Origin of the sequence: Anabaena sp. CCY 9910, from assembly GCF_963920875.1 — a bacterium.
Taxonomy (GTDB): domain Bacteria; phylum Cyanobacteriota; class Cyanobacteriia; order Cyanobacteriales; family Nostocaceae; genus Trichormus; species Trichormus variabilis.
The window spans coordinates 128,568-145,224 of the sequence record NZ_CAWUDJ010000007.1 but is presented as its reverse complement, the minus strand read 5'-3'; the positions used below and the strand labels follow the sequence as shown (position 1 = coordinate 145,224).

At 44.2% G+C, this 16,657-nt stretch carries 18 protein-coding genes and 1 tRNA gene; 13 read left to right on the top strand and 6 right to left on the bottom strand.

Annotation, left to right across the window (positions count from 1 at the left end):
- The first annotated feature begins 411 nt into the window (after positions 1–411).
- From ACM5QX_RS08430 to ACM5QX_RS08420, 3 genes are read left to right on the top strand one after another with little or no spacing between them, the layout of a single operon-like run.
- Positions 412–1,242: a CheR family methyltransferase gene (locus ACM5QX_RS08430; protein WP_414753196.1), complete on the top strand. Its 831-nt coding sequence runs from the start codon at positions 412–414 to the stop codon at positions 1,240–1,242.
- Positions 1,242–1,814: a chemotaxis protein CheB gene (locus tag ACM5QX_RS08425; RefSeq protein WP_414753150.1), complete on the top strand. Its 573-nt coding sequence runs from the start codon at positions 1,242–1,244 to the stop codon at positions 1,812–1,814. The genes ACM5QX_RS08430 and ACM5QX_RS08425 overlap by 1 nt, the downstream gene beginning before the upstream one ends.
- Positions 1,815–1,818: 4 nt before the next feature.
- Positions 1,819–3,861, top strand: a complete 2,043-nt coding sequence (locus ACM5QX_RS08420) for a response regulator (protein WP_414753149.1) — start codon at positions 1,819–1,821, stop codon at positions 3,859–3,861.
- Between the two features lie 331 nt (positions 3,862–4,192).
- On the opposite strand, the gene trmB is transcribed toward ACM5QX_RS08420, so the two are convergent.
- The gene (gene trmB, locus ACM5QX_RS08415; RefSeq protein ID WP_414753148.1) at positions 4,193–4,831 is read right to left on the bottom strand and encodes a tRNA (guanosine(46)-N7)-methyltransferase TrmB; all 639 of its coding nucleotides are present in this window, start codon (positions 4,829–4,831) and stop codon (positions 4,193–4,195) included.
- Positions 4,832–4,869: 38 nt separating this feature from the next.
- Positions 4,870–4,992 (bottom strand): hypothetical protein, encoded by a 123-nt coding sequence (locus ACM5QX_RS08410; protein WP_414753147.1) that lies wholly within the window; start codon positions 4,990–4,992, stop codon positions 4,870–4,872.
- Between the two features lie 168 nt (positions 4,993–5,160).
- On the opposite strand from ACM5QX_RS08410, the gene ACM5QX_RS08405 reads away from it, so the two are divergent.
- The 9 genes from ACM5QX_RS08405 (at position 5,161) to ACM5QX_RS08365 (ending at position 11,525) form a co-directional block, all read left to right on the top strand.
- Positions 5,161–6,282, top strand: coding sequence for a site-2 protease family protein (locus ACM5QX_RS08405; protein ID WP_414753195.1), 1,122 nt, complete (start codon positions 5,161–5,163; stop codon positions 6,280–6,282).
- 387 nt (positions 6,283–6,669) lie between these two features.
- Entirely contained in the window at positions 6,670–7,005 is a 336-nt protein-coding gene (locus ACM5QX_RS08400) for a cation:proton antiporter subunit C (RefSeq protein ID WP_010996011.1), read from the top strand.
- On the top strand, positions 7,002–8,429 hold the full coding sequence (locus ACM5QX_RS08395) for a cation:proton antiporter (RefSeq protein WP_414753146.1): 1,428 nt from the start codon (positions 7,002–7,004) through the stop codon (positions 8,427–8,429). Before ACM5QX_RS08400 ends, ACM5QX_RS08395 begins: the two co-directional genes overlap by 4 nt.
- On the top strand, positions 8,426–8,815 hold the full coding sequence (locus tag ACM5QX_RS08390) for a cation:proton antiporter (protein WP_414753145.1): 390 nt from the start codon (positions 8,426–8,428) through the stop codon (positions 8,813–8,815). Before ACM5QX_RS08395 ends, ACM5QX_RS08390 begins: the two co-directional genes overlap by 4 nt.
- Positions 8,812–9,063, top strand: a complete 252-nt coding sequence (locus tag ACM5QX_RS08385) for a hypothetical protein (RefSeq protein WP_414753144.1) — start codon at positions 8,812–8,814, stop codon at positions 9,061–9,063. The genes ACM5QX_RS08390 and ACM5QX_RS08385 overlap by 4 nt, the downstream gene beginning before the upstream one ends.
- On the top strand, positions 9,060–9,338 hold the full coding sequence (locus ACM5QX_RS08380) for a monovalent cation/H(+) antiporter subunit G (RefSeq protein ID WP_414753143.1): 279 nt from the start codon (positions 9,060–9,062) through the stop codon (positions 9,336–9,338). The genes ACM5QX_RS08385 and ACM5QX_RS08380 overlap by 4 nt, the downstream gene beginning before the upstream one ends.
- Positions 9,331–9,900, top strand: a complete 570-nt coding sequence (locus tag ACM5QX_RS08375; protein WP_414753141.1) for a DUF4040 domain-containing protein — start codon at positions 9,331–9,333, stop codon at positions 9,898–9,900. The genes ACM5QX_RS08380 and ACM5QX_RS08375 overlap by 8 nt, the downstream gene beginning before the upstream one ends.
- Positions 9,897–10,559 (top strand): Na(+)/H(+) antiporter subunit B, encoded by a 663-nt coding sequence (locus tag ACM5QX_RS08370; RefSeq protein ID WP_011321449.1) that lies wholly within the window; start codon positions 9,897–9,899, stop codon positions 10,557–10,559. Before ACM5QX_RS08375 ends, ACM5QX_RS08370 begins: the two co-directional genes overlap by 4 nt.
- Positions 10,560–10,703: 144 nt before the next feature.
- On the top strand, positions 10,704–11,525 hold the full coding sequence (locus ACM5QX_RS08365) for a hypothetical protein (RefSeq protein WP_414753194.1): 822 nt from the start codon (positions 10,704–10,706) through the stop codon (positions 11,523–11,525).
- 62 nt (positions 11,526–11,587) lie between these two features.
- Here ACM5QX_RS08365 and ACM5QX_RS08360 read toward each other — a convergent pair whose 3' ends face one another.
- The 4 genes from ACM5QX_RS08360 to pds form a co-directional block, all read right to left on the bottom strand.
- Positions 11,588–12,913: an ABC transporter substrate-binding protein gene (locus tag ACM5QX_RS08360; RefSeq protein WP_414753140.1), complete on the bottom strand. Its 1,326-nt coding sequence runs from the start codon at positions 12,911–12,913 to the stop codon at positions 11,588–11,590.
- Positions 12,914–13,100: 187 nt separating this feature from the next.
- Positions 13,101–13,192 (bottom strand) — tRNA-Ser (locus tag ACM5QX_RS08355).
- Between the two features lie 131 nt (positions 13,193–13,323).
- Positions 13,324–14,256 carry a 15-cis-phytoene synthase CrtB gene (gene crtB, locus ACM5QX_RS08350; RefSeq protein ID WP_414753139.1) on the bottom strand — a complete coding sequence of 311 codons (933 nt, stop codon included), beginning with the start codon at positions 14,254–14,256 and terminating at the stop codon, positions 13,324–13,326.
- Entirely contained in the window at positions 14,240–15,679 is a 1,440-nt protein-coding gene (pds, locus tag ACM5QX_RS08345; RefSeq protein ID WP_010996000.1) for a 15-cis-phytoene desaturase, read from the bottom strand. The genes crtB and pds overlap by 17 nt, the downstream gene beginning before the upstream one ends.
- A 233-nt stretch (positions 15,680–15,912) precedes the next feature.
- Between pds and ACM5QX_RS08340 the strand changes: the two genes are divergently transcribed.
- Positions 15,913–16,632 carry a GDSL-type esterase/lipase family protein gene (locus tag ACM5QX_RS08340; RefSeq protein ID WP_414753137.1) on the top strand — a complete coding sequence of 240 codons (720 nt, stop codon included), beginning with the start codon at positions 15,913–15,915 and terminating at the stop codon, positions 16,630–16,632.
- Positions 16,633–16,657 lie beyond the last annotated feature (25 nt).

Here is a 16,657-nt window from a genome sequence, read left to right as displayed (position 1 = left end):
TACCATCATAATATGTAGTTAATTTATCATCAATATACTGTTCAGAATCAGCATCTTTGTGCTTAACTATAACTAAAATCCTGAAGTCGCATAAATTTCATACTATTGACTGATAAGTAAATATTAGATACCTTCCTAGAATTTTTCCCCCTGAATTATTCAGGGGGATTTTGCTGTTTTCAGCTATTTTCTTCATGAAAAAACACATAAATAAATTTTTCTTAGTGTAAATAGACAAAATTTATACTTTACCAAGTTCTTAATCAAGATATTTAGGTCAATAATTATTTGGTTGGCTCAAATTCATATCTTAAAGTTTTCATGAGCCGATGAACTGTGAAACTCTCTCCAAGAGATAGCTGGAAAACTCACTCTGTGAGTGTTTTCTTAATTTTTAATGTTGAATTGTTTATGATTTTGCCCAAACCCAGCTTAGAAGATATAGAAATCAAGTTGTTGTTAGAAGGTGTTTACCAATACTACGGTCATGACTTCCGCAACTATGCTGTGTCTTCGCTCAAACGCCGCATTCACAGCTTTATGCGCTTGGAGGGTATAGATAACATTTCGGCATTGCAAGAACAACTACTGCACGATCGCACTTGCTTGGAAAGATTTTTGCTGAGTTTGACGGTAAATGTCACATCTATGTTTCGTGACCCCAGTTTCTATCTAGCTTTCAGAAATCAAGTTGTACCTATCCTCCGCACTTATCCATTTATTCGCATTTGGCACGCTGGCTGTTCTAGTGGAGAGGAAGTTTACTCAATGGCAATCCTCCTACAGGAAGAAAATCTTTACCACCGTTGCCGGATTTATGCGACCGACACTAATGAGAAAGTATTACAAAATGCCAAAAGTGGGATTTTTTCGCTCAAAATGATGCAGGAATATACTCAGCTTTACTTAAAAGCAGGTGGTAAGCGATCTTTCTCCGAATACTACACGGCGGCTTATGACCATGCGATATTTCGTGCATCATTACGAGAAAATATTATTTTTGCCCAGCATAATCTAGCTACGGATAGTTCTTTTAATGAGTTTAATGTCATATTCTGCCGGAACGTTTTAATCTACTTCAATCAGATACTGCAAAAACGCGTACACACACTTTTTTACAACAGTTTATGCAGCTTTGGCATATTGGGTTTAGGAAAGCAAGAATCTATTAGATTCACTCCTTACGAGCAGTATTATGAAGAAATAGCCAAAGGTGAAAAACTTTACCGGAGGCTAAACTAGTGTCTTATAAAATTGTCGTTATTGGCACTTCTTTAGGAGGATTATCAGCACTGCAAACTGTTCTCGGAAATTTACCTGCTGACTTCCAACTTCCAGTGGCGATTGTTCAACATCGTCATAAAGATTCTGATGACACTCTTAGGGGAATGATCCAAGAATCTATTTTGCTGCCTGTTCGAGAGGTGGAAGATAAAGATGAAATTTTACCAGGACAAGTTTACCTAGCTCCAGCAGATTATCATTTATTGGTTGAACCCGGTTATTTTGCGTTGTCTACTGATGAGCCTGTTTCTTATGCCAGACCGTCTATTGATGTACTGTTTGAGTCAGCTGCCGATATTTATGGGGAACAAGTCATTGGTGTAATATTAACAGGGGCTAATCAGGACGGTATGCAAGGGCTGAAAAAAATCAAAGCTAAGGGGGGTATCACTGTTGTGCAGGAACCCTCCACAGCCGCCAGCGCCATCATGCCGACAGCAGCAATATCTGCCGTTACAGTAGACTGGATTGTGTCACTTTCAGAGATTTCTCCCCTACTCGTAAATCTTGGTTACTCTACACGGAAATGAACTCATGCAGCCAGAACCCAAAGTCAACATCCTCCTAGTGGATGATAAAGTGGAAAATTTACTGGCACTAGAGGCAATTTTGGAGCGTCTAGGCGCTAATTTAGTCAGGGCGACTTCTGGGGAGGAAGCTTTGCGGTGTCTGCTGCATCAAGATTTTGCAGTAATTTTGTTAGATGTACAGATGCCGGGGATGGATGGTTTTGAAACTGCCACCCTTATTCGTAATCGTGGGCGATCGCGCCAAACTCCGATTATCTTTCTCACGGCTTTCAGTACTAGTGACCAAATGCTATTCAAGGGTTATGCACTAGGAGCGGTTGATTATCTCCTCAAACCCATAGATGCAAATATTCTCACTTCTAAGGTGACAGTATTTGTGGAACTTTTTAAGAAAACTCAAGCCATCCAACGTCAAGCAGCGCAACTAGCGGCGATTAATGCCGAACTAAGACAAAGTGAAGAACGCTTCCGTTCCTTGAGTACCTGTTCACCCATAGGTATATTTGAAACTGATACCGCAGGATGTTGTAAATATACAAATCCCCGCTATCAAGCAATTTGTGGCTTGGATGCGACAGAGAGTCTAGATAAAAGATGGCTAGAATCTGTGCATCTAGAAGATCAGGAAAGAGCGATCGCTAGTTGGTCTACTTATATTGATCACGGCGGCGACTATTCAGATGAATTCCGCTTTCAAACAGTTGATGGTAGCCTGCGATGGGTGCAAGTACGCTCCTCACCAATGGTTTCTGGTAATGGTGAACTACTTGGCTATGTCGGTACACTTGAAGATATTACCGCCCGTAAACAATCCGAAGAAATTCGCGCTCAAGTAATCCGCGAACAAACCGCCAGACAAGAAGCAGAGGCGGCGAATCGGATGAAAGATGAATTTTTGGCTGTTCTCTCCCATGAACTCCGCACCCCCCTAACTTCCATGTTGGGCTGGTCAAAAATTCTCCGTGCCAAAAAACTCGATGAAAAAGCCACAGCCAGAGCTTTGGAAGCAATTGAACGCAACGCTAATTCACAAGTGCAATTAATAGAAGATATTTTAGATGTATCCCGGATTATACGCGGCCAACTGCGGCTAAATTTATCTCCTGTCAACTTGACAACTGTGGTGGAAGCGGCTCTAGAAGCAGTGCGTCCTCTAGCAGATACAAAAAGTATGACCATCAACACTGCCCTTGACTACACCTTAAGTCCTGTCAGTGGTGATTCTGCTAGATTACAGCAAATTGTCTGGAATCTCCTGACTAACGCGATTAAGTTCACACCGAAAGAAGGTAAGGTGGAAATCCGATTAGAAGGGATAAATGGTGGATTATCTGATGATTTGACTCATGCTCAAATCCAAGTTATCGATACAGGAATTGGCATTGAACGTGAATTTCTCCCTAAGGTCTTTGAGCGTTTCCGCCAAGCAGATAGTACCACCACGCGATCGCATAATGGATTAGGACTAGGGCTAGCCATTGTCCGCCATTTAGTGGAACTGCATAAAGGTACGATTTTGGCAGAAAGTCCAGGTGTGGGCAAAGGAGCCACCTTTACCGTGAGATTTCCCCTCATCCAAGAAAATCGGGAACCTCGACCAGCACCTACAGAAAACTCTTCTGAAGATGGGGCTAACTCTTCCCCCCTCGCAGGCTTAAAAGTTCTCATTGTTGACGATGAAACCGATACTCGCAACTTTTTAGGCTTCTTGTTTGAAGAGTATGGGGCGATTTCCTCCACCAGTGCATCAGTCGAGACTGCGTTAGCCGTCATCGACCAGTTAAAACCAGATATCCTGATTAGCGATATTGGTATGGCGGAACAAGACGGTTATACTCTCATCCGCAAATTGCGCTCCTTACCACCAGAACAAGGTGGAGAAATTCCGGCGATCGCGTTAACTGCATATTCACGAGAAGAAGACCGCCAGCAAATTATAGAAGCTGGATTTCAGTATCACTTATGCAAACCAATCGATCCCAACAAATTAATTTCCGTAGTAGCCAGTATTTTCCACCTATCCCCAGCACTAAGCGGGTTAGGGTAAAATATCACCGACTTCAACTGTCTTTAATAGGACTTACGCATGACAACGAAATATCACGGGTTTGGAGAAGGGTATAGGGGTATAGGGCAATACAGTTCAGTTAAGGCAAAAATCTAGACTGATGTAGGTTGGGTGGAGGAACGGAACCCAACATTCTCAAGACTTTGTTGGGTTCCGCTATCGCTCCACCCAACCTACCATTCTCTTAACTGAACCGTATTGGGGTATAGGGGTGTAGGGGTATAAATGTTTGAAACCCTTACACCCTTACACCCGGTCTCAACAGACAACCTGTGTGCGTAAATCCTATTTAATTTTGAATTTTGAATTTTTAACTAATTCTCTCAAACAAAGCGCGATAAACTGGTTCTCCCCGATTCTGGGTGGTGGTTTCTCTTTCTGTAGCCACGGGGAGCGGATTTTCGGTTAACCATTCTCCTGTGCCAACTTTCTTAAAGGCTGGATTGGCCGCAAAGCGATCGCACATTTCTACAGCCACAAATTCCATGTCTGATTGCAAAAATACCACGCCGCCCACTGCTAAATAATTAGCTATATCTTGAACTAACTCTGGTTGGACTACACGGCGTTTAGCGTGGCGAGTTTTAAACCAAGGGTCAGGGAATTGAATAGTTACACGTTGGAGAATCCCTGTAGGCAAAGAGGATAATAGGGGCTGTAGTGAATTATTGGCGTTGCAATATAAATAGTGGAGGTTGGTTAAACCTAATTGAGAACGAAACTGATTCGCTTCTATTACCAAAGGTTCTCTAATTTCTAATCCCAGGAAATTCCAATTGGGTTCTACTTGCGCCATTTGCAATACGAATCTACCCCTAGCACAACCAATATCCAGGTGTAGCGGTTGGTGCGGACTGCTATAAACTTTTTCCCATTCCAAAGGATTGGCTGGGGTGAGATATTTTTGCGCTAGTGGATTGACGTGCTGACGGACGCGAACAAATGGCAAAGCTGACACTCCTAAAATCACAATCTTAAATATAGCAATTAGTTAGTTGTCAGTTGTTGGTTGTTGGTTGTCATACCAATTTGAAAAAAGAATGCGACAAATAAACCATCCGTAGAGACGCGATGAATCGCGTCTTCACCCAAGAATGTGTTGCTTTTCACCCAGTCCCCAATCCCCAGTCCCCAGTCCCCAATCCCTAAAAACCACACCTAAACAGACGGACACCACTACCACTGGAAATATTAAAATCGCTTAACACTTCGTTACACTAATAACAGCGAGTGAAGACAAAAACAAAAACTCGCACTCTGCAATTCAAGGTGAACGACATGAATGGCACAATTCGCGTTGGTAATCTCTTCGGCATTCCTTTTTATATCCATCCGTCGTGGTTTTTAGTTCTAGGCTTAGTTACCTGGAGTTATAGCGGTGGACTCTTAGCAGAATTTCCCCAACTATCTGGGGGGTTGGCTTTGGGACTGGGACTGGCGACGGCGTTGTTATTGTTTGCTTCTGTCGTCGCCCATGAATTAGGACATAGCTTTGTCGCCATCCGTCAAGGCATTAACGTTAATTCCATCACACTATTTATCTTTGGTGGCTTGGCTAGCTTAGAAAAAGAGTCCAAAACACCAGGCGGAGCCTTTTGGGTGGCGATCGCTGGGCCTTTAGTCAGTTTATTATTGTGTGGTATCGTCACAGCAATTGGTGTGACTACGGCAGTTACAGGGCCATTGGCAGCAATTCTGGGAGTTCTGGCTTCTGTAAACTTAGCATTGGCATTGTTTAACCTGATTCCTGGCTTACCGTTGGATGGTGGAAACGTCCTTAAAGCCATTGTTTGGAAAGTAACAGGTAATCCCTATAAAGGTGTCACTTTTGCTAGTCGCGTAGGACAAGTATTTGGTTGGGTGGCGATCGCTTCTGGTATCTTCCCCATACTATATTTTGGTAGCTTCGCCAACGTGTGGAATTTGTTAATCGGCTTCTTTTTACTACAAAACGCTGGTAACGCAGCCCAATTTGCCAGAGTGCAAGAAAAACTCACGGGCTTAACAGCAGCCGACGCTGTAACGACAGATAGCCCTATTGTTTCTGCCCATCTCAGCCTGAGAGAATTTGCTGATGATCAAATCGTTCAAGGACAGAACTGGCGACGGTTTTTAGTTACCAACAACGCAGGACAATTAGTAGGCGCGATCGCTCTTGATGACTTGCGAAACATTCCCACCGCATCCTGGACAGAAACTCAAATTCAACAAGTGATGCGGCCAATTCAATCTACCACCATCAAATCTAGTCAACCATTGTTAGAAGTAGTGCAATTACTAGAACAACAAAAATTGTCTGCCCTCCCCGTAATTCTTGACAATGGCGTACTACTAGGCATTTTAGAAAAAGCCGCTATCATCCAGCTATTGCAAAACGGAACCCAACCTAGCCCTGCATAGTTTTCTCATCGAAAAAACGCTCCTTCTCTCAAATCCCTCAGAAATTCTGAGGGATTTTTTTTAATCATTAATATTGATGTATGCAGTCCATAGGGATTACCTATGGCAATTTCTTGATTTGGGTACCGGATACCACCTATTCTTGATATGAAATCCGTGTAAACTCACCAGTAAAATCACAGAGAAGCACCAAAGGTCATTGGTGTGACAACCATTTTGTGTAAATTTACTTAATGGCAACCACAAAATTTCTCATTAGAAGTTGCAGAAATGACTCAATTTCAAGGCTCTAACCGAATTTTATCCCTGATTGTGGTGAAACTTGTTTAAATAATAGATTTTTTTTACAAATAACTGCGTTTAACCCTTACTAAAAAGACGATTCCTGTGTTAGAAGCAAGCGTATTCGCCACAATTTTATGTGGATTTTTCGGCATCATCCTCAAAAAAAGCCTTGTCATGAAGATCATCTCAATGGATGTCATGAGTACAGGGGTGATCGCCTATTACGTATTGATAGCCTCCAGAGAAGGTTTGTTCACACCAATTTTAGCAAGTGAACAAAAGGGGACTTACGCCGATCCGGTTCCCCAGGCGGTTATATTGACGGCGATCGTTATCGGCTTTTCGATTCAAGCCTTAATGCTGGTTGGTGTCATGAAGTTGGCACGGGATAATCCCACATTGGAAAGCAACGAAATCGAGAAGAATAATACGCCATGACTACTATTACCCTCATCTGGATTACACTACCGTTTTTACTGGGGTTCATCATTTATCTTGTTCCCAAACTTGACAAATACCTCGCCCTGGGTGCGGCTCTTGCTTCGGCCGGATACGCAGCGCAGTTATTTGTGGCTCAATCGCCCCTAGAACTAAAATTACTAGATAACTTCGGTGTCACCCTCACACTTGACGAATTAACCGGCTATTTTATCCTCACAAACGCCCTGGTAACGATCGCCGTTATCCTCTACTGTTGGCAAAGTGATAAGACGGCTTTTTTTTACGCCCAAACCATGATGTTACATGGCAGCGTTAATGCCGCTTTTGCCTGCACAGATTTTATCAGTTTATACGTGGCGCTAGAGGTAAGCGGGATTGCGGCGTTTCTCTTGATTGCCTATCCCCGGACGGACAGATCAATTTGGGTAGGCTTGCGCTATCTTTTCATCAGCAACGTAGCCATGTTGTTTTATTTGGTAGGTGCAGTACTGGCCTATCAAACCAATCACTCCTTTGCTTTTTCCTCTTTGCGCGGCGCACCACCGGAGGCGCTAGCCCTGATATTTCTGGGGCTACTGGTAAAAGGTGGGATATTTGTATCGGGATTGTGGCTACCCTTAACTCACTCCGAATCAGAAACACCAGTTTCCGCATTGCTTTCAGGGGTTGTTGTCAAAACTGGAGTCTATCCCCTGGTACGTTGTGCGCTGATTTTAGATGAAGTTGACCCCATCGTCAGGATATTTGGTGTAGGGACAGCACTGCTGGGGGTATTTTATGCCATGTTTGAAAAAGATACCAAGCGAATGCTGGCGTTTCACACTATTTCCCAGTTAGGTTTTATCCTGGCTGCACCCGTAGTTGGCGGTTTTTATGCCCTGACTCACGGCTTGGTCAAATCGGCACTCTTTTTGATAGCGGGTGCTTTACCGAGCCGCAACTTTAAGGAATTACAACATAAACCCATCAATACTTCAGTCTGGATTGCCTTAGTTATAGCCAGCTTCTCCATATCCGGCTTTCCTTTATTGTCCGGCTTTGGAGCAAAAATATTGACGATTAAGAATCTCGAACCTTGGCAAGTTATCGCTATGAATGTTGCAGCCTTAGGAACTGCTATATCTTTTGCCAAGTTCATATTTCTGCCCCGTGGAGGAAAAGATGAGGTCAAGCCAGGTTTCTGGCCAGGGGTAATACTTTTGCTCAGTGGGCTGGTTGTCGCCAATATCGTTTATTACGACGCTTATACAGTCGCCAACATTATCAAACCGCTAGCAACTATCGGCATTGGCTGGCTAGTGTATTTGTTTATTATTCAACGATTGGCTGTTAAACTCCCCCGTGTACTAGAGCAATTTGAGCATCTGGTCGGTTTTATGAGTCTGATGTTAGTTCTACTCTTCTGGATGGTATTAGCATGACTGGATATCTAAATATTTTATTGCGATTGGCTATCTGGTTTCTGCTCACTGCCAATCTGAGTGTGACAAATATCATCATAGGTGTAGCTATTGCCCTCTTATTGCCCCATAACGACAAAACCCAAGAAAAATTAAAGGATTGGTTACGGGCTTTGTGGCAAAGCATCATGGCATTTCCCATTGCCTATAAAGAAGCATTGGAAATCATCTTCACTCCCCATGATGAAGAAGTGATAGTTATGGAACGTGTCCCCGCCAGAAGGACACCCGGACTCATATTCCTAGATATATTCATCATTACCTTTACACCAAAAACCATTGTTGTGAAATACCACGAAGATGGCTGGTATGAAGTACACCGCATTCAACGGAGGAAAAAGCCATGAACCTGTTATTGATAGCAATGATTGTGGCTTTGTTCATACCCATCTATGAGGCTTGGAAGAATGAGCATATTTGGCAAAAAATGTTGGCATTAGCCAGCATCTGCTCCAAATCTGCCGTTCTCATCTTGATGGTATCCGTATTACGTGATGATTGGATGATCGGCATTGTTGGAGTCATTATCCTCAGTGTAGGTAATGCCGGATTAATGCTGCTAGCAAATGTACTGAAACGGATGAGTGATATATGATCAATGTCTTAACTTATACCTGCATATTTATAGGCATTATCTTCTGGTTTTGGGGAACATCTTTCCTATTGGGCAAGCGATCGGTATTATTCAAGCTGCATACCCTCTCAGTGTCGGATACCCTTGGCTCAATTGGTATTGTCTTTGGGTTGCTCTTGCAAAGACCTAGAGAATGGCCGTTGCTCATTCTCGGTATCATTTGCTTGGCGATGTGGAACACAATGCTGGGGTATGTATTAGCATACTGTTCTAGTAATGGGGGTAAAGATGACTAAATACGATCTCTTCATCTACATCATTACCGCTTTACTACCGTTGTCTGCTTGTCTACTAATAGTACAAGTTAACCCATACCATGCCTTGGTAATTAGGGGAATTTTGGGAGCTGTGGCAGCCTTAGCCTATACGCTTTTGGGTGCGGCGGATGTGGCTTTGACAGAAGCATTAGTGGGTACAATGTTGGCAATAACTTTGTATGCGATCGCTGTTCGTTCATCCTTAGTTATGCGTCTTGGTATTATCGAAGACCCAGTAAGTGAGACGGGAAGTAGTTTTGGGCAACTCATGGATGAGTTACGCAAAATTTTTGGCAAACGCTATATGCGTCTAGAACTAGTTTCCTATCCCAATACCCAAGCTTTGGAACGGGCGCTCATAGACAAAGAAGTCCATGCAACCTGTAGCAGACTGGAACACAACAACGGATCTGAAGACCTCTCCTACCAGACCGCCATCAGGGTGAAACGCATCTATGAAATTATGCAAAGCGAACTTTCATCACCAGCAGCAGTCCTCACCTACGTAAATACACTAGAATCAGGGGAGGAACATAAATGAAATGGATTTACATTGCCGCCGGGATAGCACTGTATATAAAAATGCTCGTCCTGCCCAATCCTGCACCACAACTGCTGGATTTCTCTATTGTGGAATCGATAGTTAAAGATGGTGGTATACCCAATGCCGTGACAGTCATTATTCTCAGAAATCGGTTGTATGACACTATCTTCGAGGTAATAGTATTTACAATCGCCATCATGGGCGCTTATTTTCTACTAGCTAATGAAAGGCCATCCTGTGCCATCTATCGTTTCACCGATCAACCATCCATTGTGTTGGCGCGTTTGGGAGCAACAATTACCTCGTTGGTGAGTATCGAGTTAGCTATTCGCGGACATTTAACTCCTGGTGGTGGTTTTGCGGCTGGTGTAGCCGGTGGCACGGCAATAGGCCTTGTGGCAATTACCTCATCACCAGAGCGTATGGAAGCAATTTACAAGCGTTGGCACGCCGCCACCTGGGAGAAGATTTCGGTTTTAGTCTTCATCATCCTAGCGGTAATCACTTTGTCTGGACTGGAATTACCCCACGGAGAGATGGGCGCTCTTTTCAGTGGTGGGGTAATACCGTTGCTGAATATCCTAGTCGCGCTCAAAGTTGCGTTGGGTTCGTGGGCAGCTATTTTGGTGTTTATTCGTTATCGCGGGTTATTGTAAACAACCAATTATTGATTCCCTATTTCCACCTATATAAGGATGTGACAATAGATTTTCTGGTGCTAGAGTTTTCTTATTACTAGAAATTCTCGGAATTTAGAGCAATTGCTAGAATTATCTATTGTGGAACCTAATTTGTTAGGAGTGAACGTGAACAATATTTTTATTCGTAAAGAATTTTTGTTGTTACCAGGTTTAGCTGCTCTGGCAGTTGTTGGTACTAGTTTCTCTGCTCAGGCTCAAACAGTTAGTCCTGTCGAGAGTCAACAATTGACCGAATCTTCTGCAACCGTAGCAGCAAACACGGAGGCACAAAGTCAAGAATCGGTGATCGCCAATCCTGTATCTAATGCAACTGAATTACAGCAGTTTCCCAGTGTTAATACACAGGAGCAAGCTAATCGTATCATCACACCTGTTCCTGGTACAGTAGCTACTACATCCGCTACCCTAGCACCGGAATATGTAGAATCTTCTGCTCAACCATCGGCTATACCATCATCTACATCCACAATTGCACAATCAGATATTGACCCAGGTAGAGCAACTCGTGGCGGTAGAAGCTATATTGGTGTTGCCGGTAATATTGGCATAAGTGGTGATGACTCATCTCTGGGTGATGGTAACTTCGCAGCGATTAGCAAAATCGGGTTGACGAATGCTATCTCCATTAGACCATCAGCAGTGTTTGGAAACAACACCACAATTTTAGTTCCCATCACCTACGATTTTACTCTACAAGCAGCAGACGCTTTTAGTGAACCTCTAGCGATCGCACCTTATATCGGTATTGGTGCAGCCATTAAAACTGGTGATGACTCCCAAGTAGGGTTTTTAGCCTCCGGTGGTATTGACCTGCCACTAAATGCTCAATTTACCGCCACAGCTGCCATCAATGCTGGCTTCTTTGATAGTACTGATATCGGTTTACTCATAGGTGTCGGCTACAATTTCTCTGGCTTCTAGTTGAATCGTGGGTTGGGGACTGGGGATTAGGAGAAATTAATCCCAATCCCCACCTCTTTCAACTACTTAGGAGTCACTTTGTCAATGGTCTTAATCTTGCCATCGTCGCCTACTGTCCAAACATCATAGACACCGATAACATCACCATTCGCATCAATATCAACGTTACCACTAGCTCCTTGATAGTTGATATCTTTGCCCTCCTTGAGTAACTTCAGCCCTTCACAGACATCGGTAACTTCTACACCAGGCGCACTAGATACTTCACGAATTTTACCAGCAACACCCACACCAGTATTTTCCTTGGCGGCTTGGGCTGCCAACACTAATAATGCCGTTGCATCCCAAGCTTGGGGCGCGAATTCCCCTGGCGCACTACCTTTTTTCGATTGCCAAAGCTTTGTTAAGGCTTCTAATCCTTTACCATCGGAGCCAGGAACTGTACCAATGATGCCAGATGCGATAAATTTACCATCAGCAGTTTTACCGACTTGACCCGGAAATTCATCGGATTTCATGCCGTCTGTCAGCATGATTTGTACACCTTGAGCCACACCTTGTTGGTAGGCTGATTTTAGTAGTAAGCTACCTGTTTCTACGTAAAAAACACCAAGAACTGCATCTGGCTTACCAGCAAAGGCTGCCGCCGCTTCGGTTTCAAAGGTGGTTGCTTTGGGGTCGTAGCGTACAGGATTATTTTTATTAACTACAGTCCCACCAAGTTTTTCAAAGGCTTGGACAAATGCTTTTTCAAAACCAACTCCATAGTCATTATTAATCACTATGGTGGAAACTCGCTTAAAACCTTTCTTATTGGCGAGTTCGGCTAAAGCTGGGCCTTGATAGCTATCAGGGGGAACTGTCCGCGCCCAAAAGCCATTAAAGTCGCCTTTCTGTGCTTTTTCGGTAAATACGGGACTGGTACTACCAGGAGAAATTAGTAGGACTTTATTTTGAGCCGCAATGGAGACAGCAGCTGTGGAAACGCTGCTAGCAAAAGAGCCGACTACACCTGCAACCTTATCTACAGTTGCTAGTTTAGTCATACCAGCCGCGCCTGCTTTCGGGTCTGTTTGGTCGTCTACAGCCACGAGACTCACAGGCTGACCATTGACACCACCACAGGCGTTGACTGTTTCTACTACCAAGGGAACAGCCGCAGCCATTTGTTGTCCAATAGATGCTAGGTCGCCTGTTGCTGGCAGGAGAGAACCGATTTTTAGCCCTGACCCACCACTGGCTGTGGTGGTATCTGTGGCTGGGGTACTAGTTGCGCCATTGTTAGCTGCGCCATTAGGTGTGGTATTACTTGTTTCACAAGCTGCCAAAAGAAACCCTGCGGTAAAGGTAGCTAAACCTAAACTGAGGGCAGCACTAATTCTTTGCATAGATTACTTTCACTCCTCAAAGATGCGGGAGCCTAAAAGTAAGATTTAAACTAAATTTTCAGGTTAGCTTAATCTTAACAGGACTCTAAATGTTAAATGATAACATCCACCTTTAGATATAGAAGTGTTTACCCCTAATATCAGTGCTTTTTATTAACACTAAAATCCTGTTGAAAAGCTATAAAAACGGAGAGGGAGGGATTCGAACCCTCGGTACGGAGTTGCCTGCCGTACAACAGATTAGCAATCTGCCGCTTTCGACCACTCAGCCACCTCTCCAAGGTGACAAGAATAAATACTAGCAGCTATTTTTGTTGATGTCAAATAGTTTTTGTTGGTAGTCAGTAGTCAGTAGTCAGTTGTTAGTGGTTTTTACTGTGGACTGTTGACTACGGACTATTGACTAATGTTTAGAGAACTTGCGATCGCATCCAAGCTATGGGTAAGGTGCGTAACTTTTTCCATTGGGGGACGTAAGCGCGTTGACTGAAGACATCGTAATCGTTGCGTTCAATCACATCTAAAATTTGACCGTATAACATAGAAGCCGCCCAGACAGGCCAACGGGCATCGGGGGCCAGGTGAGTAATGCCCTTTTCTGCTTCGGTGTAGAATTGCCGCGCTCTCTCTATTTGAAAGCGCATGAGGGAGCGCCAGCGCTCATCTACAACGCCGTTGCAGAAGTCTTGCTCGGTGTAGTTAAATCGTGCTAAATCTTCCAGAGGAATGTAAATTCGTCCTCGTCGGGCATCTTCACCAACATCCCGCAGAATGTTGGTAAGTTGATTGGCAATACCTAAGGCGATCGCTTCTTGTGTGGGAATATATAGTGGCTTGCTTTGATGCCAAGGTGCTGTGTTGGTGGTTTTGTCTACCTCCATCACGGCTGTTGACATTAACCCTACAGTCCCAGCGACGCGGTAACAGTAGAGGTATAACTCCTCAAAGGTTTGGTAGCGGCTACGATGTAAGTCCATGCGCTGTCCAGCAATCATGTCCCGAAAGGGTTGAATGTCTAGATTAAAGCGTTGGATTGCGTCCACCAAGGCTACGTCGTAATTTTCTTTGGGGTGTCCCGCAAACATCGCTTCCAGATGCTGCTCCCATAGGTCTAGGGTTTCTGGCGTAGTAATGGCGGATGCGGGCCCGTCCACTAATTCATCTGTACGGCGACACCAGGCGTAAATTGCCCAGATGGCTTGGCGCTTTGCCGGACTCATCAGCAATGTACCCAAATAAAAAGTTTTGGCATACTTGGCTGTGAGATGCCGACAAAGTTTATATGACTCGTCTACAGAGACCAGCGTTTTCATGCGCGGGGGGGAATCAGGCAGTTGCAGCATTCGTTGCAGGCGGTCGGGTTAGCGTTTGCAGGTTTGAGGTGTTGTCCTCTGGCAGCGATTCACAAATCGCCTGCGCTGTTAGCTTACCAGAAAGTACGGCCCCTTCCATACTGCCTAAATAGCGTTGCATGGTGTAACTCCCACTTAAAAAGAAATTGGCAATGGGGGTTTTTTGGGCTGGACGGTACTGTTGACGACCAGGAGTCGCTTTGTAAACTGAACGCGGCGTTTTTACGACGTGAGATTTCAGCAATTTTGCTGGATTATCGCCCTTAAAGTGGTCGGGGAAGAGTTTTTCCAATTCGACCATAGTAGCAGAGACGATTTCCTCGTCGGATTTACTAATCCAATCTTTGGCGGGAGCTAGAACTAATTCCAGCATTGAGCGGTCAGGATTAGCATATTCACGACAAGTGTTACTCATATCAGCATAAACGCTGAGGAGGGGCGATCGCGAGAACAACAGGTGATCAATGTCTGTTAATTTCCGATCAAACCACAGATGGAGGTTAATTACTGGCACGCCTTCTAAACCTTCTAGCTTCTGGAAAAACTCCATTTGCTGCCAAGGTTGTGGCAACATGACTTTTAATGGGTCAACTGCCATAGCTGACACGTAAAAGTCTGCCGTAATCACTTCATCTGGTTCTCCATTTAACCCGCGCAGCAAGAACCCTTTTACTGTACCATCCGGATTGAGCAAAATCTCTTTTAGTGGGGCGTTGAGCCTGACTTCTCCACCTCGTTCGGTGATGTAATCAACGATTGGTTGGCACAGTCGTTCTGTGGGAGAACCATCCAAAAAGGCTATTTTGGAGCCATATCGCTCTTGCAGAAAGCGATTTAGGGCTGTTAATAGAATTGTGGAGGAAACTTCATCGGGATTAATAAAGGTTAAGGCTTTAGATGCAGCAATGAACACGTCACTTGCTACCCGCTCACCCACACCTTGCCTTTTCAACCAATCGGAGAAGCTGTACTTGTCCATCTCCTCAACATACTTCTGGCCTCGAACTATTGCTGGAAGCAGTCCAATGGCGAACCTAATCTTCTGTTCCCAAGTCAACATATCGTTGTTGCGAAGGATCGAGGCAATGATGTTAAAGGGAGAGGGGATATCAGGAACATCAAAACGTGAGAGTGTTCCGGGTTTATCTGGTTGATTAAAAATCAGTGTATGTTCTTTCCACTGGAGTCGGTCTTCAATGCCCAACTCCTTCAGTAATTGCAGCATATTGGGATATGCCCCAAAGAAGGCGTGTAACCCGGTTTCGTACCAGTCGCCGTCAGAGTCTTTCCACGCCGCCACAAGGCCACCCAATACGTCCCGACGCTCTAAGACTATGGGAGTGTGACCTGCGTCCGTGAGATATTTCGCGCAGGAAAGTCCTGCTAGACCAGCGCCAGCGATCGCTACTCGCATTTAAACCTACTGTTCTTCAATATTTCTTAATGGTTTTGCCGTTCTCATTATACTTTGCAATCCGTTACATTTGGCAGTAATTGTGCGATCGCTTCTAGAAAAAAGTTTATACAGGGGATTAGAGACTGTTAATGGGGTAGGGAGCTTTTCGGGACAAAAGAAGTAAAATATACCCCGTAATGGTGTAGAAATGTATAGAATCTTGTAAAGATATAAAATATAGTCTTTTTAAGATGCAAACATTTCCCGCTTATTCCTCAATGCAGCTGTCCTTATCACCAACTCAATGTCAGCCTTTGAAGATTATCGCACTGGGGGATAGTTTAGTATACGGCTTCGGTGACCCAGAAAAGGGGGGTTGGGTAGAGCAGTTGCGGCGCTGGTGGATGTTGCCTGATAGTTCTGGTCATGTACTGTACAATTTGGGAGTCAGAGGCGATCGCACCCAGCAAGTAGCACAAAGGTTAGAGGTAGAATTTCGGCATCGTGGCGAATTGCGAAATCGTGTTCCTGACTTAATTATCCTTTCTGTCGGCGTTAACGATTCAGCGCGGTTAACTCGTCTCAATGGACGTAATTGTACGGATTTTGCTTTATTTGAATCGGAAATCGCCTCCCTACTCGACCAAGCGCAGCAACTTTGTCCTGTGCTGTTTGTGGGGATGGTGCCCGTAGATGAAGCCAAAATGCCTTTTTTAAATTGCTTTTATTTTAATCATGCCGATCAATACCGCTACAAAGAAGCAACTCGTATTGCTTGCAATCAACGGCAAATTCCCTATTTAGATATTTTCGACCAATGGATGGCACGGGGTGACACTTGGCGCAATAAACGTTTAACTGAAGATGGTCTCCACCCCAATACCCTGGGTTATCAATCCTTATTGGAAGATGTGATTCATTGGGAACCCTTAGCTGGTTATCATACCCGACCGGACTATCAGCTAAAGTGACAGAAGAGGGCTAAGGTCAATTTTC

Bases quoted from the DNA above. Each gene is read 5' to 3' on its own strand.
- ACM5QX_RS08430 (WP_414753196.1), top strand. From the start codon at position 412: ATGATTTTGCCCAAACCCAGCTTAGAAGATATAGAAATCAAGTTGTTG.
- ACM5QX_RS08420 (WP_414753149.1), top strand. From the start codon at position 1,819: ATGCAGCCAGAACCCAAAGTCAACATCCTCCTAGTGGATGATAAAGTG.
- ACM5QX_RS08405 (WP_414753195.1), top strand. From the start codon at position 5,161: ATGAATGGCACAATTCGCGTTGGTAATCTCTTCGGCATTCCTTTTTAT.
- ACM5QX_RS08395 (WP_414753146.1), top strand. From the start codon at position 7,002: ATGACTACTATTACCCTCATCTGGATTACACTACCGTTTTTACTGGGG.
- ACM5QX_RS08390 (WP_414753145.1), top strand. From the start codon at position 8,426: ATGACTGGATATCTAAATATTTTATTGCGATTGGCTATCTGGTTTCTG.
- ACM5QX_RS08385 (WP_414753144.1), top strand. From the start codon at position 8,812: ATGAACCTGTTATTGATAGCAATGATTGTGGCTTTGTTCATACCCATC.
- ACM5QX_RS08380 (WP_414753143.1), top strand. From the start codon at position 9,060: ATGATCAATGTCTTAACTTATACCTGCATATTTATAGGCATTATCTTC.
- ACM5QX_RS08375 (WP_414753141.1), top strand. From the start codon at position 9,331: ATGACTAAATACGATCTCTTCATCTACATCATTACCGCTTTACTACCG.
- ACM5QX_RS08370 (WP_011321449.1), top strand. From the start codon at position 9,897: ATGAAATGGATTTACATTGCCGCCGGGATAGCACTGTATATAAAAATG.
- ACM5QX_RS08360 (WP_414753140.1), bottom strand. From the start codon at position 12,913: ATGCAAAGAATTAGTGCTGCCCTCAGTTTAGGTTTAGCTACCTTTACC.
- crtB (WP_414753139.1), bottom strand. From the start codon at position 14,256: ATGCTGCAACTGCCTGATTCCCCCCCGCGCATGAAAACGCTGGTCTCT.
- pds (WP_010996000.1), bottom strand. From the start codon at position 15,679: ATGCGAGTAGCGATCGCTGGCGCTGGTCTAGCAGGACTTTCCTGCGCG.
- ACM5QX_RS08340 (WP_414753137.1), top strand. From the start codon at position 15,913: ATGCAAACATTTCCCGCTTATTCCTCAATGCAGCTGTCCTTATCACCA.